21 protein-coding genes and 1 tRNA gene are annotated in these 18,865 nt (G+C 62.7%); 6 read left to right on the top strand and 16 right to left on the bottom strand.

All coding sequences use genetic code 11. The annotated features are described in order from the left end of the window. Positions 1 to 13: 13 nt before the first annotated feature. The 3 genes from cheY1 to ACU5AZ_RS07265 are packed head-to-tail and all read right to left on the bottom strand — an operon-like array spanning position 14 to position 2,369. Positions 14 to 379 carry a chemotaxis response regulator CheY1 gene (gene cheY1, locus ACU5AZ_RS07255; protein ID WP_446825342.1) on the bottom strand — a complete coding sequence of 122 codons (366 nt, stop codon included), beginning with the start codon at positions 377 to 379 and terminating at the stop codon, positions 14 to 16. Further along, positions 376 to 678 (bottom strand): STAS domain-containing protein, encoded by a 303-nt coding sequence (locus ACU5AZ_RS07260; RefSeq protein ID WP_446825946.1) that lies wholly within the window; start codon positions 676 to 678, stop codon positions 376 to 378. The genes cheY1 and ACU5AZ_RS07260 overlap by 4 nt, the downstream gene beginning before the upstream one ends. Before the next feature lie 59 nt (positions 679 to 737). Then, positions 738 to 2,369, bottom strand: a complete 1,632-nt coding sequence (locus ACU5AZ_RS07265; RefSeq protein ID WP_446825343.1) for a globin-coupled sensor protein — start codon at positions 2,367 to 2,369, stop codon at positions 738 to 740. A 606-nt stretch (positions 2,370 to 2,975) separates the two neighbouring features. Between ACU5AZ_RS07265 and ACU5AZ_RS07270 the strand changes: the two genes are divergently transcribed. Continuing rightward, positions 2,976 to 3,434 (top strand): YbaK/EbsC family protein, encoded by a 459-nt coding sequence (locus ACU5AZ_RS07270; protein ID WP_446825344.1) that lies wholly within the window; start codon positions 2,976 to 2,978, stop codon positions 3,432 to 3,434. A 23-nt stretch (positions 3,435 to 3,457) separates the two neighbouring features. On the opposite strand, the gene ACU5AZ_RS07275 is transcribed toward ACU5AZ_RS07270, so the two are convergent. Then, on the bottom strand, positions 3,458 to 5,221 hold the full coding sequence (locus ACU5AZ_RS07275; protein WP_446825345.1) for a sugar phosphorylase: 1,764 nt from the start codon (positions 5,219 to 5,221) through the stop codon (positions 3,458 to 3,460). A gap of 180 nt (positions 5,222 to 5,401) precedes the next feature. Here ACU5AZ_RS07275 and cueR point away from each other — a divergent pair, with 180 nt between their 5' ends. The 5 genes from cueR (at position 5,402) to ACU5AZ_RS07300 (ending at position 10,108) form a co-directional block, all read left to right on the top strand. Continuing rightward, positions 5,402 to 5,839: a Cu(I)-responsive transcriptional regulator gene (gene cueR, locus ACU5AZ_RS07280; RefSeq protein WP_446825346.1), complete on the top strand. Its 438-nt coding sequence runs from the start codon at positions 5,402 to 5,404 to the stop codon at positions 5,837 to 5,839. Between the two features lie 198 nt (positions 5,840 to 6,037). Then, positions 6,038 to 7,009, top strand: coding sequence for a TRAP transporter substrate-binding protein (locus ACU5AZ_RS07285; protein ID WP_446825347.1), 972 nt, complete (start codon positions 6,038 to 6,040; stop codon positions 7,007 to 7,009). 74 nt (positions 7,010 to 7,083) lie between these two features. Further along, on the top strand, positions 7,084 to 7,587 hold the full coding sequence (locus ACU5AZ_RS07290) for a TRAP transporter small permease (protein WP_446825348.1): 504 nt from the start codon (positions 7,084 to 7,086) through the stop codon (positions 7,585 to 7,587). Next, positions 7,584 to 8,873 carry a TRAP transporter large permease gene (locus ACU5AZ_RS07295; protein ID WP_446825349.1) on the top strand — a complete coding sequence of 430 codons (1,290 nt, stop codon included), beginning with the start codon at positions 7,584 to 7,586 and terminating at the stop codon, positions 8,871 to 8,873. Before ACU5AZ_RS07290 ends, ACU5AZ_RS07295 begins: the two co-directional genes overlap by 4 nt. Next, on the top strand, positions 8,873 to 10,108 hold the full coding sequence (locus tag ACU5AZ_RS07300) for an aspartate aminotransferase family protein (RefSeq protein ID WP_446825350.1): 1,236 nt from the start codon (positions 8,873 to 8,875) through the stop codon (positions 10,106 to 10,108). The genes ACU5AZ_RS07295 and ACU5AZ_RS07300 overlap by 1 nt, the downstream gene beginning before the upstream one ends. Here ACU5AZ_RS07300 and ACU5AZ_RS07305 read toward each other — a convergent pair. The 12 genes from ACU5AZ_RS07305 to ACU5AZ_RS07360 form a co-directional block, all read right to left on the bottom strand. Continuing rightward, positions 10,050 to 10,946 carry a LysR family transcriptional regulator gene (locus ACU5AZ_RS07305; RefSeq protein ID WP_446825351.1) on the bottom strand — a complete coding sequence of 299 codons (897 nt, stop codon included), beginning with the start codon at positions 10,944 to 10,946 and terminating at the stop codon, positions 10,050 to 10,052. The genes ACU5AZ_RS07300 and ACU5AZ_RS07305 overlap by 59 nt on opposite strands. A 151-nt stretch (positions 10,947 to 11,097) precedes the next feature. After that, positions 11,098 to 11,173, bottom strand: a tRNA-Phe gene (locus ACU5AZ_RS07310). A 161-nt stretch (positions 11,174 to 11,334) separates the two neighbouring features. Further along, the gene (gene yacG / locus ACU5AZ_RS07315; protein ID WP_446825352.1) at positions 11,335 to 11,547 is read right to left on the bottom strand and encodes a DNA gyrase inhibitor YacG; all 213 of its coding nucleotides are present in this window, start codon (positions 11,545 to 11,547) and stop codon (positions 11,335 to 11,337) included. A gap of 9 nt (positions 11,548 to 11,556) precedes the next feature. Continuing rightward, on the bottom strand, positions 11,557 to 12,177 hold the full coding sequence (locus ACU5AZ_RS07320) for a Maf-like protein (protein WP_446825353.1): 621 nt from the start codon (positions 12,175 to 12,177) through the stop codon (positions 11,557 to 11,559). Between the two features lie 39 nt (positions 12,178 to 12,216). After that, a complete protein-coding gene (infA, locus tag ACU5AZ_RS07325; protein ID WP_014327290.1) occupies positions 12,217 to 12,435 on the bottom strand; it encodes a translation initiation factor IF-1 in 219 nt (72 codons plus the stop codon). A 151-nt stretch (positions 12,436 to 12,586) separates the two neighbouring features. Then, positions 12,587 to 13,591, bottom strand: a complete 1,005-nt coding sequence (locus ACU5AZ_RS07330; protein WP_446825354.1) for a sensor histidine kinase — start codon at positions 13,589 to 13,591, stop codon at positions 12,587 to 12,589. Then, positions 13,591 to 14,289, bottom strand: coding sequence for a response regulator (locus ACU5AZ_RS07335; RefSeq protein ID WP_446825355.1), 699 nt, complete (start codon positions 14,287 to 14,289; stop codon positions 13,591 to 13,593). The genes ACU5AZ_RS07330 and ACU5AZ_RS07335 overlap by 1 nt, the downstream gene beginning before the upstream one ends. Positions 14,290 to 14,293: 4 nt before the next feature. Further along, positions 14,294 to 15,832, bottom strand: a complete 1,539-nt coding sequence (locus tag ACU5AZ_RS07340) for a DUF4153 domain-containing protein (protein WP_446825356.1) — start codon at positions 15,830 to 15,832, stop codon at positions 14,294 to 14,296. Between the two features lie 268 nt (positions 15,833 to 16,100). Beyond that, the gene (locus tag ACU5AZ_RS07345) at positions 16,101 to 16,574 is read right to left on the bottom strand and encodes an arsenate-mycothiol transferase ArsC (RefSeq protein ID WP_446825357.1); all 474 of its coding nucleotides are present in this window, start codon (positions 16,572 to 16,574) and stop codon (positions 16,101 to 16,103) included. Positions 16,575 to 16,579: 5 nt separating this feature from the next. Next, a complete protein-coding gene (locus ACU5AZ_RS07350) occupies positions 16,580 to 17,050 on the bottom strand; it encodes a UPF0262 family protein (RefSeq protein WP_446825358.1) in 471 nt (156 codons plus the stop codon). 3 nt (positions 17,051 to 17,053) lie between these two features. Next, positions 17,054 to 18,352, bottom strand: coding sequence for a histidinol dehydrogenase (gene hisD / locus ACU5AZ_RS07355; RefSeq protein ID WP_446825359.1), 1,299 nt, complete (start codon positions 18,350 to 18,352; stop codon positions 17,054 to 17,056). A gap of 71 nt (positions 18,353 to 18,423) precedes the next feature. Continuing rightward, positions 18,424 to 18,864: a DUF2948 family protein gene (locus ACU5AZ_RS07360; protein ID WP_446825360.1), complete on the bottom strand. Its 441-nt coding sequence runs from the start codon at positions 18,862 to 18,864 to the stop codon at positions 18,424 to 18,426. Position 18,865 lies beyond the last annotated feature (1 nt).

The following is an 18,865-nucleotide window of genomic DNA, read 5'->3' on the forward strand; positions in this document are numbered from 1 at the left end:
AGGAATTATCCCGTTAGGCGGTTACACGCTCAATCGCATCGATCAGTTTGGTCGGATCGAAAGGCTTTACGATCCAGCCGGTCGCACCGGCCTGACGGGCGCGGTTCTTCTTCTCGGCGTCGCTTTCGGTCGTCAGGACAAGGATCGGGATGGCACGGTACTTGTCGTTCTTGCGCACGCCCTCGATGAAGCCGAAGCCATCCAGACGCGGCATGTTGATGTCCGTGACGATGACATCGGGGCATGCGTTTTCAAGGACTTCCAATCCTTCGATGCCGTCTTCGGCCTGGATCGTTTCGAACCCGGCGTTGTTCAACGTCACGAGGAGCATGTTACGAATGGTCCGTGAATCATCCACGGTAAGCACTCTTTTCTTCATTGCTGAATCTCCTTAGCCAGCAGGTGATCAATGTTGACGCCGATGAGCTGCAGCGTCTTTGAAAATACGTCCGAGACCTTGTTGAACACGAAGGCCTTCTTGTCTTCTTCCCAGGCCCTGGAGCCGGCGATCAGCACCTGGACGCACTGGGCGCCGACCCGTTCTACGCCAGATGCGTCGAGGGCAAGGTCCTTGCCGCGCAGTTCCATGAGCTTCCCGTGCAGGGCGGAAGCTTCGTTGAGGTCGAGAACGGCAGACAGCTTCAGCTCCGCAGTCTCACTCTTTTTCTTCGTCATCAGAACCTTCCTTGTTCCAGACCGCATTTCATGTTTCCGATGCCCGCCCGCAAAAGCGTGCATCAACCTCCGGCAGCGCCGGCAATGGCGATCGCCGGGACGGCGGCGACCTCCCAATCAAGTTCCCTGTCCAGCATGTCCTGCGCTTCCTCGGCGACACGCACGGGCGCGATTTCGACGCGCGCCACCGGCCGGGCTGCAGCAAACTGCCGCTGGTAACGGAATTCCCTGACCGTCGCGCCGAGTTCGACGATGACGGTGTGCAGATCCTCGGCGTCCTGCCCAGAACGGACGGCACCTTCGGTATTCTGTGCGATGGCCGAGCGCGCCGAGCTCAGTTCTTCGGACAGGCGCTTCAACTCGCTGGCATGGCTGCCGGTGTCGCGGGCAATGCCGGCGATGGAATCGCTGATGCCGTTGACCTGGGTGACGATCTCGCCGATGGCGTTCTGCGTGCGGGCAACCATTTCGACGCCTTCGTCGACCTGGGCCTTGGTGTTGGTGACCAGCGCCTTGATCTCGCGCGCAGCTTCCGCCGAACGCTGTGCCAGTCCCCGGACCTCCTGGGCGACGACCGCAAAGCCGCGACCGGTTTCGCCGGCGCGGGCTGCCTCGATGCCGGCATTCAGCGCCAGAAGATTGGTCTGGAAGGCAATCTCGTCGATCACGCCGATGATCTTGCCGATCTCGTCCGCCGACGTCTCGATGCCGGACATGGCAGAAATCGCCTGGCCGACGATCTGACCGCTGGTTTCGGCCGATTGCCGCGTCTTCGCGACGGCCTCTTCCGCGCCGCGGGTCATCTCGGCGTTGCGGCGGACGTCGACCGTCAGGTCGCCAAGCGCCTGGACCGAACCCTCCAGCGACCGGCACTGGTCGAGCGCCTTGGCCGCGAAGTCGCGGGCTTCCGCGGAGATCGTTCCGGTCTGCTCTTCAGTCTGCGAGAGAACACCGGAGAAGCGAATGAAGTTGTCCTGCAGGGCTTCCATGGCCGTGTTCAGCTGTTCGGCCAGATGCGCGTAGTTGCCGGCATCCGCGACATCGGCGCGGGCGGTCAGGTCATTCTGGGACAGTGCCGCCAGCACGGAGCCGAAGATCTCTTCGACCTGCGCCTGCTCAGCCTTGCGCTGTGCGGCCATCTGCTGCTTGTGTTCCACGCGCAGGGCATTGAAGCGCAGCGAAACGGCGATCTCGACATCGACCAGAACCAGACGAATGATCGCGGCCGCCAGGTCGGACATTTCCTGCGTCCGCTTCTTGCCGGAAGACAGCAGCGAGCGGCCGGCCGCTTCGCCGATGATCGTCGACAGCAGGTGTTCGAGGACGACCGCATGGCCGGCAACGTGCCAGCGGGGATCGAGCCCCATCTTGGATTCCGCATCCGAAAGAACCTTCACGCGCTCGGCGTAGAGGCTGTCGAAGCGGGCGTCGGTCAGAACATCCCAATGGGATGCCTGCAGGTCGTGCAGACGTTCGATCTGGCGCTCGCTCGTGAAATTCGCCGAAGCTTCCGGGATCGACTGGAAACGATGGAAAAGGTCGCGCAGGCCGGCATTGACGCTCGCCTGCATCTGGGGACGATGGCGGCGCAGGAGTTCGCATTCGTCCGCGCTCAAGCCGGCAAAACGCAGGCGCTCGCGCAGGCTTCCAGCCCTCGCTCCGCTCACCTGTTCTGTCGTCGGCTTGTTGTTCAAGTCCAGTCCCCGCAATACCCCATGGCCGGAAGGCCGAAACACCAATTTTCATGATCCGGCGGCCATGGGGACATTCCTCACAGGAACGCTCTCCGGCCACGCAAAATACTCGCAAAATATTGGCTTGATTACATACCGGCCCAAGTCCGGTTTCGACGGTTGCGGCGTCATGCCTTATGGGAATTTCGGCAGCAGATATCCCATTCCGACGTACAAGCTAATCATTATGGTTAATTCCTTGCTTGAAGGTTAATTTTTGGTGCCGTGAACCGAACTAGTCAGATTTAACCACTTCATCATCTTCGACGAAGAAGGCCGGCGAAAGCCAGAAGCAAGGTTATCCCGTTATCAAGGCATGAGGGTATAGCGGGTAGACAGTATCGGGGGGTGTAACCGTGGTTGTTCTTGGTATCGCAGCATTCATTCTTTCAGCGGCCACGCTCGGCGCGATGACGCTTCTGATCAACATCGAGCGGCGGCGCGAGCTGCCCGGCTTTCACATTTTCTGACAAGGCGAAGCATCGACTTCCGTCGTTCCGGCCAGTTGACATCGGTCGCCCTGCTTGGGAATGTCCGCGCGGCATTTCACATGGCAGGTATTTTTCGATGAGCCTTTCTTCCGTCAAAGCATTTTTCGCCGACAACGCACCGGACATTTCCGTAATCGAACTGGAGCAGAGCACGGCAACCGTCGAGCTCGCCGCTCAGGGTCACGGCGTCGAGCCCGGCCAGATCGCCAAGACCTTGGCGCTGAAGCTGGACGGCGGGACGGTCCTTTTGGTCGCCAAGGGCGACGCCCGTCTCGACAACCAGAAATTCAAGGCGCAGTTCGGCGCCAAGCCGAGGATGCTGGATCTGTCGGAGGTTGAGGCCGAAACCGGCCATCCGGTCGGCGGCGTCTGCCCCTTCGGCCTGCCCCGCGCCATGAAGGTCTACTGCGATGTGTCGCTCAAGGCCTATGACATCGTCGTGCCGGCCGCCGGCGCCATCAATGCCGCCGTCAAGATCGAACCGAACCGGATGGCAGACCTGACCGGCGCCGAGTGGATCGACGTCTGCAAGTAATGTGGCGACACGCCTTCCCTGCCCTACCCGCTGCGATTGGTGATCCACCGGCATTGGTAGGGCGCGAAGACAATATCGCCGCCCTGTGCGCGGATCGTCTCGCCTGAGAGGAGATCCTGCCAGTTGGCGCCACCGATCAGGTTCAGCGACATGGCGGGAATGACGACCTCCTCGTCGGTCATGTTGTTGACGGCAAAGATGCTCTGCGAACGGTCCATGCTCTGGCGCCAGAATCCGAACAGCTTTTCGCCGAGATGCAGCGTGAACTGCGTCGCATTCGGGTGAAAGGCCGGCTGGCGGATGCGGATTGAAAGCATGCGCTTCATCTCGGCAAACACCCGCGCATGCCGGCTTGTGTCATCGGCCAGCGCCTCGCGCAGATCCGGATAATGCCAGCGATGGCGGTTGATCGCCCTATTGTGCTGAGATTTTTCGACGCCTTCATAATCGTTGGGCGTCGCGAGCAGCGAATGGATGTAGAAAGCGGGAATGCCTTCCAGCGCCATGGCGATCGCCTGGCTGCAAAGGAAGCGCTCGCTGTTCCACTGGTCCTCCCCCTTCACCGTGCCCTTCAGCGCATCGTAGAGCGAGACGTTGAGCTCGTAGGCCTTGACGCCGCCGTCCGGCAACTTGCGCATGCTGACGAGGCCGCCGAAGCCCTTGACCGTCTCGATCATCGCGGCGATCTCCTCGTCGGGGACGAGGCCTTCGGCGGGGCGCAGGCCGATGCCGTCATGCGAGGCGGTGAAATTGAAGTAGGCGCAGCCGAGCTGGGCCGGTGGCATCGCCATCTGCCAGGCGTTCAGCGAGCGTGAGGTGCCGTTGAGCAATCCGTGCAGGATCAGCGGCGGCAGCGAGAAATTGTAGATCGCATGCGCCTCGTTGCGATTGCCGAAATAACTGAGGTTCTCGACATTCGGCACATTGGTCTCAGTGATCAGGACAAGCTGCTCCTCGGCGAAATCGGCGAGAAGCCGCATGAGCCGGACGATCTCGTGCGTCTGGCGCAGATGGATGCAGCTGGTGCCGACTTCCTTCCAGACGAAGGCCACGGCGTCGAGACGGATCGTGCGCACGCCCTTGTCGATGTGCATGCGCATGATGCGCAGGAATTCGAGCAGGACCTCGGGATTGGAGAAATCGAAATCCACCTGGTCATGGCTGAAGGTGCACCAGACATGGCGAATGCCGTTCGCCGTCTCGACCTCGCGCAGCAGCGGATGGGCGCGCGGGCGCACCACCTCGGAAAGATCGTCCTCGGGCGAGGCCTCGAAGAAGAAGCGGTCATAGGGCGCGTGTCCCTGGCGATATTCGTTGAACCAGTGCGACTGGCTGGAGCAGTGGTTCAGGACCAGGTCGGACATCAGCCGGAACTCGCCGGCAATGCGTTCGACATCCTCCCAATCGCCGAGAATGCTGTTGACCGCCCGGTAGTCGGTGATCGCGAAACCGTCGTCCGAGGTGTAGGGAAAGAACGGCAGGATATGCACCGAATTGACGGTGCCTTTCAGGTATCGGCGCAGGAAGTCGTAGAGCAGGTCGAGCGGCTTGTGTTCGCCGTCCACAAGGCTGTTGCCGTAGGTGATGACGTAGGCGTCGCGCTCGTTCCAGATCGTGTTGTTTTGAAGCATGCGCCCGCGTTTTCGCGGCGTGTGGTCCGTTCCCCAGAAGGCTGACACGATGTTGTCCGCCAGCTGCCCCGCATCGAGATCGGGATAAATGGAGCCGACCAGAACCCGTATGCCGTCACGGAGGCGCCGGGGAACCACCCTTCCGGAAGCGGGCATGGCGGCATCAGGCGGAGGCGTTACTTGCTGCATCGCAAAAAGTTAACATGATGACCGCGTTTGGCAACTGCAAACCGGCAGTCGTACCGAAAATGACAGTACACTTGACCTTGCCACGATGGGAAGGTCTATGATCCGTAAGGTCAAAGGCAACCGCCACCGGTGGCCGGGGAGAAAACGATGAACATAGGCGAAGCCGCAGGCGCATCGGGCGTTTCGGCGAAAATGATCCGCTACTACGAGACCGTCGGTCTCATCCGTCCGGCCCACCGGACGGAGAACAACTACCGGGTCTATGGCGAAGACGATGTGCATACGCTGCGTTTCATCAAGCGGGCCCGCAATCTCGGTTTCTCGCTCGAGGAAACCGCAACGCTCCTGGGGCTCTGGCGCGACAAGACGCGCGAAAGCCGCGAGGTCAAGCGTGTCGCACAGACCCACATCGACGCGCTGGAAAGCCGGATTGCCGAACTGCAGGACATGGTCGGAACGCTCAAGCACCTCGCGCATTGCTGCTCCGGCGACAACAGGCCCGACTGCCCGATCCTCAACGACCTCGCGGAGATCAAGCCGACATCGACGCCGAAGGCTGCAAGCGCCCGCCGAAATGCCTCTTGACGCCAGTCGCGTATGACAAGGTCGCGTGGAAGACAATATTGTCAAACGGATGCAATCCGATCCTCTTGGTGACTGTACTTCCGGTTGAGAGGCATAATCGGCAAAAATGGATGCATAACTTTTTTGCGTTGGCGTACGACGCCCTTTTCGTAATCATTGGATTATCAGTTCCACATCCAAGAACAACGAGGGGAAACCATGAAATCCGGATTGAACTATCTCTCAGCCACCATCGCCGCGCTGCTGCTTTCGAGCGCAGCCCATGCAGAGACCCTGCGTCTTGCACATGAATCGTCGTCCAACAGCCTGATCCAGGAAGCGAGCCTTCTCTTCGCCAAGACCGTATCGGAGAAATCCGGTGGCGATCTCGAGGTCCAGGTATTCCCCGACGGCCAGCTCGGCGATGAAGCCGCAATTGCCGACGGCGTCGGCAACGGCTCCATCGATATCGGCCTCGGCGGCGTCGTCGACCCGATCGATCCGAAGCTCAACGTCATTACGCTGCCGTTCCTCTTCAAGGATCTCGATGCCGTACACGCCTTCCTCGACGGCCCGGTCGGCAAGGAAGTCTTCAGCACCGGCGCTGATAACGGCTTCCACATGCTCGGCGCACTCGACTCCGGCTTCCGTCAGTTCGCGCTGACCAAGGGCGCAGTCAATACGCCGGCCGACATGAAGGGCGTCAAGGTCCGCGTGCCCGGCAATCCGGTGCTGCTCGCCACCATGAACGCGCTCGGCGCCTTGCCGCAGTCCATTCCGTTCGGCGAAGTCTACACCGCCCTGCAGTCGGGCGTCGTTGACGGCACCGAGCCGGAAATGCGCGATTTCGCCGACCAGAAATGGTATGAAACGACGAAGTACATGTCGCTGTCGAACTATGTCTGGACGCCCAACTACTGGTTCATGAACAATGACCGCTACGAAGGCCTGTCCGACAAGGACAAGGCTGCCGTCGACGAAGCCGTCGTCGAGACGACCGCCTGGTATCGCGAGAAGCTGGCGAACACCTATGCCGAGGTCCAGAAGACCCTCGAAGAAAACGGCGTGACCTTCAACACCGTCGACCAGGCACCGTTCCGCGACATGGTCGGTCCCGTCTACGCCCAGTTCGGCAAGGAATGGGGCGACGACCTGGTTGCCAAGGTTCGCAGCGCCGCTGCCGGCAACTAAGCCTTCAAAGCCTCCCAGGGCGCATGCGTTCGCGGGGCAACTGCCCTGCGGACGCTCTTTGATCCGAGCGGTTCATGAACGAGACATCCCTACCCCATCCCCAAGACCCCACGCTTCTGCGCTGGTTCGGCTGGCTGACGACCGGCATCGCCGTTTCCGCCTTCGTCGGAATGACGATCACGACCCTCCTGGGCGTCGCCGCCCGCTACATGGGTTTGCGCGGTGTCGAATGGACCTTCGAAGTCACCGGCATCCTGTTCCTCTGGACCAGTTTTTTCGGCGTCATCGTCGCCGAATTGCGGCGTGAGAACGTCGCCTTCACCTTTGTCGTCGACAAGCTCGACAGCCGGTGGGGCCGCATCATCGCCTTCATCTGCTCGCTGCTGACGCTCTGGCTCGCCATCGAGCTGACGCGCAGCGGTATCGGTTTTGCGGCTCGATCCGGGATGGCACCGACGCCTCTCCTGCGGCTGCCGCGCCTCGTGCAAATCCTGCCATTCATCATATTTGCAGGCGGCATCGCGCTGATCACCTTCCTCCGCATCCTCCAGTGCCTGAGAGGCAAGGCGGCGCAATGACCATTCTCATCCTGTTTGCAACCTTCCTCTTCTGCCTTCTGGGCGGCCTGCCGATCCTCTGGGCGATGGGCGTCTCCACGCTCGCGGCACTCACCTTCGGCGATGTTTCCATGCCGTCGGCATGGCTGGCGCAGCAGATCGTGCGCGGCGCGGACTCCATCTATCTGGCCGCGATCCCGCTGTTCCTGTTTTCCGGCGAACTGATGAACCGCGGCGGCCTCACGCGGCGCCTCATCAACCTCGCCGACTTCGTCTTCGGACGCTTCACCGGCGGGCTCGGCTTCGTCAACGTCGTGACGGCCTTCATCTACGGCGGCATCAGCGGTTCGGCGACCGCCGACACCAGCGCGGTCGCCAAGCTGATGATCCCGGCGATGGAAAGCCAGGGCTATCCGAGGAGCTACGCCGCGGCCATCACGGCGGCATCCGGAACGCTCGGCATCATCGTCCCGCCGAGTGTGATCTTCATCCTCTACGGCGTGCTCACAAACACCTCTATCGGCGGCCTGTTCCTCGCCGGCGTGCTACCGGGAACGTTGATCGCGGTTGCCTTCATGGTCACCTCCTGGATCGTCGCCAAGCGCGCCGGCTATGGCGGTCACAAGTCGCAGCTGTCGATGCGGGCCTTCCTCGCAGACCTCGTCAAGGCCTTGCCGGCGCTCGCCATGCCGATCTTCATTCTCGGCACCATCCTGTCGGGTCTGGCAACGGCCACGGAAGCTGCCGCGCTCTCGGTCGTCTATGCGGTGTTCGTCGGCGGTTTCATCTACCGCGAACTGACTTGGAAGGAGATCGGATCGGCGCTGGTCGAGACCGTCTCCGGCACCGGATCGGTGATGCTGATCGTGGCTGTCGCGACGCCCTTCGCCTGGATCCTGACCGTCGAGCAGATCCCGCAAATGGCAACCGACTTCATCCAGCATACCGGCGCCGGACCGATCGGCACGATCGCGCTCGTCCTCGGCGTGCTGCTGTTCGTTGGCACATGGCTGGATCTCGGGCCGGCGATCGTGATCCTCGCCCCCATCCTCGCTCCGCTCCTGGCCAAGGCCGGACTGCCGCCGCTGCAGATTGGCGTGCTGTTCACCGTCGCGCTCGGTGTCGGACTTTATACCCCGCCGGTCGGCACCAACCTCTTCGTCGTCTGCAATGTCGGCCGCGTGAGCATCGGTGCCGTTACCCGGCAGCTCGTGCCCTTCTGGATCGCGAGCCTCGTGGTCCTCGTTCTTCTGGTCGCATTCCCCGGTCTCAGCGAATGGCTGCCGGGCATTTTTGGGAATTCCTGATGCAGCATCTTGTTGGTGGCATTTCAAGCGCCGGGCGGGCTCTTCCGGCGCTGAACGACCGGGCATTCCGGGTCGATCATGCTTACGGCCCCTACATCGTCGGCGATGACGGCCGGCGTTATGTGGATACCGCGCTGGGCTTCGGCGCGATCCTGCTCGGCCATGCCGATCCCGTGGTCAATGCCGCAGTCTGCGCCGCCATCGAGCGCGGATCGATGCCGGCATTCGCCCATCGCGCAGAGGAACAGGCGGCCGAGCTGTTGACGGCGGCCTGCGGTCCGCTCGCCTCCGCCATGTTCACCAATTCCGGCAGCGAGGCGGTGCATATGGCCTGCCGCATCGCGCGTGCCGTCACCGGCCGCGGGACGATCGCCAAGATCGCCGCGGGCTTCGACGGCTGGTTTGATCCCGTCGCGCTCGGCAATGCCGGCTCTCAGGAAGCCCTGCTCGGCAACGGCCCGAGGCCGGTTCGAAGCGGCGTCACGCTGCTGCGCTACAACGACATCGCGGACATCGAGAGGCTGTTCCAGGAAAACGACGACATCGCCGCCGTCATCTATGAGCCCCTGCTCGCCAATGCCGGCTGCGTGGTGGCCGAACCCGGCTATCTGGAAACGCTGCAGACGACCGCGCGCCGGTACGGCGCATTGCTGATTGCCGACGAGGTGCTGATGGGCTTCCGGTCGCGCTTCGGGCTCGCCAGCCATGGAATGAAACTGAACCCCGACATGGCAACCGTGGGCAAGGCGATCGGCAACGGCTTTGCCGTCGCGGCCGTCCTCGGCCAGCCGGAGGTCATGGCGGCCGCTGCCGACGGCAGGGCGGTACGCGCGGGCACCTATAGCGGCAATCCGGTGGCGACCGCTGCCGTCGTGGCAACGATGGAGCAACTGGCGAAAGCCGACTATGAGACGCTTGCGGCCAGAGGCGAACGGCTGCGGGCCTGCTTCTCGAGCGCCTTTGCCGAGCAGTCCCAGAAGGTCTCGACCTCAGGCCTCGGCATGGTCTTCACGCCCTGGTTCGCCAATGAGGCGCCGCACTCCTACGAGACAGCGGCGGCCACCATCCGCCCGGACAAGTCGCTTGCACTGCATTATGCGCTCAGAGAACAGGGCGTCATGACGATGCCGCAGGGCTACGGCCGGCTCTATCTGAGCTTCGCCCACAACGACGACGTCATCGAGCAGATGGAAGGCGCGATCCGGCAGGCGGCGACAGCTCTTCGAGAGGACTGAACTCCGAGCGCAGGAAAGAAGCCAGCTTGCGCCCGGCGAGGCTGACGCCGGGTGCCATGATCAGGGCCAGCTCGAGCTCGGGTAGCGGCGGCAGGCCATCGGTCTCCGACAGGACGCGATGTTCGAAAGTCAATGCCGACTGGGGAAGCGCCGTCACACCGAAGCCCATCATCACGGCCGACTGAATCGACTGCATGTGCGACGACACCCAGACGATGCGCCAGGGCCTGTTGACCTCCTGCAGCACCCGCAGGATGTGGGGTCGCGCCCGACAGTTCTCCGGAAACAGGGCCAGGGGAAGCTCCTCGGCCTTTTCCGGCTGTGCATTGACGGAAGCACACCAGATCTGCTTTTCGCGCTTCAGCAGCTCGCCTTGGGTATCGCCGTCGCGGCGCGTGACGATCGCCAGGTCGATGTCGCCTCTCGCGACCAGCGGTTCCAGGTCATGGGAGAACTCGCAAACGACTTCCACGGAGATATCGCGGAACCGCGTCGAGAACTTCTCCATGACACAGGCGCCGAAGAGGCCGATATAGTCGTCCGGCATGCCGAGCCGCACATGCTTGCGGTCGCCAAGGCTGCCGAGCTCCTCCAACACCTGCTGTTCCAGCGCCAGCAGCTCTCTCGCCCGGCTGCAGAGCCTGTCGCCCTCGGGCGTCAGCGAGACGGTTCTGGCGGTGCGATTGAGCAGGCGGACGCCCAGCCTCTCCTCCAGCCTGGCGATGGACGTCGAGACCGCCGCCTGGCTCTTGCCGACGCGCTCGCCGGCCATGGTGAAACTTCCCGTGTCGACGATCGCCAGGAATGTTGCAAGTGTATCGAGATCGAAGTGCTGCACGGCGTACTCATGAGACGCGGATTTCAAAGGCGGAACAATATGCGATTTGCCGGATGCCGACGCAATCCCCGCACCGGAGGCTTTTCACTGGCCTGACGCGAATTTATCCAGGCAGAAAAGAAGGATGGCGAAGTCGCAGGATGACATGAAGTGGTGCCCAGGACCGGAATCGAACCAGTGACACGCGGATTTTCAATCCGCTGCTCTACCAACTGAGCTACCTGGGCAACCTTGTCGCTTCCTGCCCTTCGGCGTATCGGGCAGTTGGTGTGCCCCGGAAGCGAGCGGGGTTATAGCATCTTGCTCGGCCATGTCCAGCACCAAACAAGACTTTTTTGACAAGAATTTCAAATAACTGAATTCAAACGAAAAAACACCGGAAATCCGGTCACTCCTCGTCGCCCTCGCCCGCCTTTGACTCATCTTCGGCGACCGGGATGGCATAGGAGCCGCTCAGCCAGCGATTGAGGTCGATGTTGCGGCAGCGGTCCGAGCAGAAGGGATAGTTTTCGCGGGACGACGACCGCCCGCATTCCGGGCACGGTCGTGTCTTTCTCAGGGGTTCCACCTTGGCGCCCACCTTTATTTCGTCCTGCGGCATGAGTTCAGTCTATCCGTTCAACCATGTGTGCTGCACGTCGTAGCCCTCGCCGGACAAGAGCTGCACCGTTTCGAGGAGCGGCAGGCCGACGACGCTGGAATAGGAGCCCACGAGCTTCTGGACGAAGCTGCCGGCAATTCCCTGGATCGCATAGCCGCCCGCCTTGCCCCGCCACTGGCCGGAAGCCAGGTAGGCGTCGATCTCGCGCGTCGAGAGGCGTTTGAAGCGCACTTTCGTCTCGACGACCTTGATCCGGCTGGCATTGCCGGGAGTGACCAGGCAGATGCCGGTAAACACCCAATGCGCCCGGCCCGACAGCAAATGCAGGCAGCTCGTCGCTTCGCCCGCTGTCTCCGCCTTCGGGAGGATGCGGCGACCAACGGCGACCACCGTGTCGGCCGAGAGGATGTAGCTTCCCTGCAGCTCCGGATCGCCCTTCACCGCCTTGTGGGCAGCCGACGCCTTCTCGGCGGCCAGCCGCTTGGCAAGCGAGCGGGGATGCTCGCCCTTCTCCGGCGTCTCGTCGATGTTCATCGGCAGCAGGCGATCGGGCGTGACCCCAACCTGCGCAAGCAGGTCGACGCGACGCGGCGAGCCGGAGGCCAGAATGAGCTTTTCCCTGAGCGCCATGGAGCCCCTTTTTTCGGAAGGAGGGAGACCGGAAACCGGTTACTTGAAGCGGTAGGTGATCCGGCCCTTGGTCAGATCGTAAGGCGTCATTTCGACCAGCACCTTGTCGCCAGCCAGAACGCGGATACGGTTCTTGCGCATGCGGCCCGCCGTGTGGGCGATGATTTCGTGGTCATTCTCCAGCTTCACGCGGAAGGTCGCGTTCGGCAGAAGTTCGGTGACGACACCGGGAAATTCGAGGACTTCTTCTTTAGCCATCTAGTGGTATTCTTCCTGTCTTGAAAAGAACCGGAAGCGGCAGCCTCCGGAAATTGCGGCGGAAACTACACCCTCGCCGTTCATTTGTGAACCATTTTGATGGAATAAACAGGGAACTTTATATCGGGCGCCAAGCGAAGGTCTTTGCCGGCTAGCGCGCGCTCGGAACCACGACCTCGAATGTCGTGCCGGACGGACCCGTCTGGACGAGAGAGACCGTCCCCTGACAGGTGTTCAGCATGTTGCGAACAATATCGAGGCCGATGCCCGTGCCACCCTCCTGGGCACGGGTCGAGAAGAACGGATCGAAGATCCGGTTGCGGATGCCTTCGGCAATTCCGTTGCCATTGTCGGTGACACGCACCGCAATCGTGCCCGACTCCCCGACCGCCGAAAGCGTCAGGCGCGTCGCGCCATGCTGGCGGGCATTGTCGGCCAGATTGCCGAAGACGATCGCGGCGGCCTCGATCGACAGCGCCATGCGGCGGGACATTTCCCCCTCGCCGATCACCTGCAATTGCGGAAGTCGTTTGCGCAGAAGGTCGACGACGTCGCCTGCCGTGACATGGCCTTCCGCCAGAGGCGCCTCGGCATAGGCAAGCTCCCTGAGCCTCACGAGAAGCGCATCGAGACGATCCACGTCGTCGATAATGTTCTTCAGAAAGCGGCGACGATCCTCCGGCGCCATCGGCTCATCATCGCCCAGGAGTTCCGCGGCGCCGCGAATGGCCGTCAGCGGCGACTTCAGCTCATGCGAGACGTGGGCTGCGAAGCCGCGCACATATTCCGTCCTGTCGACGAGCTTGGTCGCCAGATCGAAAAAGCCCTGCGACAGGACCGCGATCTCCCGCGTGCCGTAGCTCGACAGCGGAACGATCGCCGCCTTGCCACCGCTGGCGATCTCCCTGGTGCGCTCGATGAGGGCACCGATCGGCGTGGTGATCGTGCGGGTCAGCACGTAAGCGATCATCAGGGTGAGTGCCGCTGCAACGGCAAGCGCGACCACTTCGGCGGTCTCCATCACCTCGTTTCCCGCATCCGAGACACGGAACCACAGCACGATCGCAACCGGCATGCTCATGACCGCGAGCAGGACGGCGAAAACGATCAGGGCCAGCGGCGGACGCCATTTTATCCGGACGCGGGGGGCGGCCATCAAGCGGTTCCCTCGTCCTTTGTGGAGAGCTTGAAGCCGACGCCGTGGACCGTCGCGATAACACCGGACGCGCCTGCCGCGGCAAGCTTTGCCCTGAGGTTTCGGATGTGGCTGTCGATGGTGCGCTCGGCGACATACGTCCCGACTCCATAGGCGGCCTGCATGAGTTGTTCACGGCTGAACACCATGGCCGGGCGCCCGATCAGGGTTTCCAGAATGGAAAATTCCAGCACCGTCAACTGCAGCGGCTTGCCTGAAAAGCTTGCCGCCCGGCCGGCCCGGTCAAGGGTGAGATCACCCGAACTTAACACGGCATCGGTTGTGGATCCGGCGGTGCCAGCGGTCCGCTTCAGGATTGTGCGGGTCCGCGCCACCAGTTCGCGCGGGCTGAAGGGCTTGGTGACATAGTCGTCACCGCCGATCTCCAGCCCGAGGATACGATCGATCTCTTCGTCACGCGCCGACAGGAAGAGGATCGGCAGTTGGGATGTCCGACGGATCTGCCGGCAGACCTCCAGGCCGTCCATGTCGGGCAAGCCAATGTCCAGGATCGCCAGATCGAGGCCGCCCTTGCGGAACGCCATCATCGCTTCGGTGCCATTGCGGGCGACGACCGGCGCCATGCCCGCCCGCTCCAGGGCGAAACAGATGACGTCGCGGATATGGGGTTCGTCATCAACGACAAGGATTCGCGGCAAGCGATCACTCCTGCACTTTATTCAATGAGGTGTTGTTATCGTTCCCGTCCGAATTTGCAACGGACTGCGGCGCGGAAAGGTAGTCTGCAAGCCGGCTTTGCCGATAGGTCCAGCTACGCCAGCCGCGCGGGCGGTTCTCGAACTGCCACTGCAGGTCACGCCGAGTGTTTTCAACGACGCGACGACTATCGACCTGATGGTTTTGAGGCGCCGCGATATAGTTATCCATTGCGGGAATGGCTTCCGGCCCGAGACGGGCCAGGTAGCGAAAGTCGAGAGGCCTCCCCTCGCCGCTGACTTCAAGGCTGTGGTCCACGTTGAACCGGGCAATCAGCGCCGGAAAATTGATGAAGGCGGACACGTAAAGCACCAGGAGCAGCGAGAGGAGATTCATGGCGACAAGCCAGGCGTTGGAGCGGCGCAACCAGATCCTGAGGAGGATAAGGCCAAGGCCGATGGCGACCAGACCCATCCATATTCCGGCGGCAACCCGCAGCCATGTGAGCGAATAGACTTCCACATAAAGGTCCAGCCGGAGGATCGCCGAGAAGCAGAGCAGGACGTTCTGCGCGATCCATAGATAGACCAGCTTTCGAACCAGCGGGCTTCGCTCGCCCGGCCCGCCGCGCCGCATGGCGACGAGGACGAAGGCCGCGGCCAGCAGCGCCGTTGCCACCAGCGGATACGCGCCGCGATGGGCATATTCTGCATGGCTGACGCCAGCAGGCAGGCCAGCGCCTCCCCAGAGATAGATCATGTCCAGCAGCGTCTCGACTGCAAAGACCGCGTTGAAGAGAGCCAATGCCCGGATCAGGGAGGCCTCGCCGAAGAGGCTGCTGTCCCATTCCACCGGCTCCGCGGTCGCGGCCTGTCGCGCGTTCCGGCGTTTCAGGCGCGGATGCAGAAGCAGCCAGATGCAGGCCGCAGCGGCAAGCCAGAAGAGAATGCGCCAGACATCGAACAGGTCGAGAAGACGCCAGAGATCGATATTGCCGAGCGCGAGCGCGACCAGCGGATTGGCGATTGCAAACAGGCCGACGAAGAGTGCAGTCAGCGCAAGGGGCATGATCCAGAGCCTCAACGCCCCGGAGGTCGTGCGCAGTCGTTGCGATCCGTCTTGCGACGGCGGACGGCGCTTGCGGGCGAGCCGGCGGAGGCCGAGCGGGGCTTGAGCCAGGAACCTCAGGAAGACCGACGCGACGGCCTCGGGCCGGCTCGGCAACAGCCGGAACATGAAGAGCGACATGAGGACCAGCACCGAAAGGGACACGACGATCGCCGCCAAAGTCGGTTCTAGAACAAGCGGAATGCCGGCGATGCTTGTCGCAGCCATGCCGAGGCCCGCCCTCAGCACGCGATGCCTTCCCTTTCCGGACAGCGCGATGCCGGCGGCGATAACGATAACGAAGAGAAAGAGATTGAAGCCGAGGCGGTGGCCGAAAAGGAGAAAATCAGCGGCGCCGACCAGCGCCGGCAGCAGGAGCAGCTTCTTACTGCGATACGGGAAGAATGCGGAGCGGGACGATGTGAGGACAAGGTTCATGGGCGTCATTTTCATTCTGGGTGCTTTCGGCAATGGGGGAATGGGGAAGGCAGGCAGGGCCGTGGAAGCGGTCCCGCTCGAAACGGTCTTCGAGCCACCAGCCGTCCCTGATCAGGCGGCGGGGGAGAGCGATGGAGTGCGGTTTGTGGAAATCGATGATGTTGCTCATGGCGAGACTGTGCAGGCTGCGTTTGCAGAACCTGTGCAGAAGCCGAGGAGCTTTTCAGGAAGATCGTATTGCGGGGTGCTTAGTGGGTCAGTCCGGCTTTCAGCCGAGGTCTGCCGCGCGGCCCGTGGAAAGATGGGCCTTGATCTGCCGGGTCAGGTGGTCGCGGACGTCACGGTATGCCGACAGGATCTGCTCGCGGGTGCCGGTGGCAACCGTCGGGTCCGGCGTCGGCCAGTACATGACGTCGACCGCGTTGGCGCGCGTCAGTTCGAGCGCGGCGTGGTGGGCTTCAGGCGCGAGCGTGATGACCAGATCGAAATAGTCGTCCTCAAGCTCTTCCAGCGTCTGCGGCTGGCGACGGCCGAGCGTGAGGCCGATCTCGTCGAGCACGGCGTCGACGAAGGGGTCGCGCTTGCCGGTGCGCACCCCGGCCGAAGCAATATAGGTGCCGCGCGGCAGCAGCGAACGGGCGATCGCTTCGGCCATCGGCGAGCGGATCGAATTCATGCCGCACATGAAGAGGATCGCGCCCGGCGCCCGGCTGTTCTCCTTGCCGTCGGACGGGTCCGTCATGCCCGTCATCCCCGCCAATAGAGCACGCAGACGAGGGTGAAGAGCCGGCGGGCCGTATCGAAATCGATCTCGATCTTGCCTTTCAGCCGGTCCATCAGGGTCTGAGATCCGTCATTGTGGATGCCGCGGCGCCCCATGTCGATCGCCTCGATCTGGCTCGGCGTCGAGGAGCGGATCGCCTCGTAGTAGCTTTCGCAGATCATGAAATAATCCTTCACGATCCGCCGAAAGGGCGTCAGCGACAGGATGTGGGTCGCCACATGGGCGCCGCCGTCCGTCTTGATGTCGAAGACCAGCTTGGCGTCGACCAGAGACAGGTTGAGCTTGTAGGGGCCGCCCTCGTGGCCGACAGGATGGAAGCTGTTTTCCTCGATCAGATCGAAGATGGCGACGGCGCGTTCATGCTCGACATCGGGGGTGGAGCGGCCGATGCTTTCGTCCAGCGTGACATCGCAGAGCCTTTTCTCCCCCGCCATCGCCTAACTCTCCAGATTGAGGCGAATGCCGACCGAGCGGGCGTGCGCGCCGAGCCCCTCGCATTCGGCAAGCGTGATGGCGGCGGGCCCGAGCGCGCGAAGCTGCTCCGGTCCCAAACGCAGAATCGACGTGCGCTTCATGTAGTCGAGCACCGAAAGGCCGGACGAGAAGCGGGCCGAGCGGGCGGTCGGCAGGACGTGGTTGGAGCCGCCGACATAATCGCCGATCACCTCCGGCGTATGGCGGCCGACGAAGATCGCGCCGGCATTGCGGATGCCTTCCAGCAGCCGGTCCGGATCATCAACGGCGAGTTCCAGGTGTTCGGCGGCAATACGGTTGGCAAGCGGCAGCGACTGGTCGAGCGTCTCGACGACGATGATGGCGCCGAAATCGCGCCAGCTGGCGGCCGCCGTCTCGCCGCGCGGCAGGGTCTTCAACTGCCGCTCGACGGCAGCCTCGACCGCCTTTCCGAATTCGGCGTCATCCGTCATCAGGATAGACTGGGCGCCGGCATCGTGCTCGGCCTGGGCCAGCAGGTCGGCGGCGATCCAGTCGGGATCATTGTTGCGGTCTGCAATCACCAGGACTTCCGACGGGCCGGCGATCATGTCTATGCCAACCGTGCCGAACACCTGGCGCTTGGCAGCCGCCACATAGGCGTTGCCGGGGCCGGTGATCTTCGCGACCGGCGCGATGGTCTTGGTACCATAGGCCAGTGCTGCGACGGCCTGTGCGCCACCGATGCGGTAGATTTCCGATACGCCGGCGATGCGGGCGGCGGCGAGAACCGCGGGATTGAGCTTGCCGCCATTGGCCGGCACGACCATGACGATGCGCTCGACGCCGGCGACCTTGGCCGGGATGGCGTTCATCAGCACCGAGCTCGGATAGCTCGCCGTACCGCCCGGGACATAAAGGCCGACCGCCTCGATCGCCGTCCAGCGCGAACCGAGGCCGACGCCCAGCGCGTCCTCGTAGATATCGTCCTTCGGCAATTGCCGGCTGTGGTGCTTTTCGATGCGTTCGGCCGCAAGCTTCAAGGCCTCGATGACGGCCGGCTCGACTTCACCGTAAGCCTTGTCGATTTCGGCGGCGGTGACGGCCAGACCGGCGGTCCTCACGTCTATGCCGTCAAAACGGGACGTGTAGACCGCAAGAGCTTCGTCGCCGCGCTCCTGCACGTCCGCGATGATGCGGGCCACGACAGCATTGACGTCCTGCGAGACTTCGCGCTTGGTCGTCAGGAAGGCTGCGAACCGCGCCTCGAAATCCGCCGCCGAGCTCTCAAGCCAGATTGCCACGTCGTCTTCCTTTCATGTCCGGCCGCAAGGCGGCCAATCCCCCAATAGCCCCCCTCAAGGGGAACCGTGCCTCAGCCGGCTTCCGGATGGAAGGGCTTGCGCGCGGTTTCCCAGGCACCGCCGATATCGGCGAGCTGGGCCTCCAATACCTCGACCTGAAGCATGATCGATCCGCCGCCGGCAAGCGTCAGCTCGACCCAGCCTTCCGGCCCCTCGCCGTCCCGTTCGTAGCGGATGGCGAGCAGCGACAGAACGCCGTCCCTGTCCTTGCGGTCGAAGCCGATCGACCGGACGGCCTTGACCCGCTTGAAGACGATGGCGGCGCGGCGGCGTTCGTGCGTCTTGCGCCGCTTCGTCTCTTCTTCCCAGACGAAACGGTTGGCAGCCAGCATAAACTGGCCGGCCTTCGCCTCGAAGGACATGTCGCCGATCTTGAACACCGCGTCCTGCATGCAGGCGGAGATGACCTTCAGGTCGTCCTCATCCAGTGCCAGAAGCTTCAATTCGCTCATT

The organism is Rhizobium sp. PAMB 3182, from assembly GCF_052908355.1.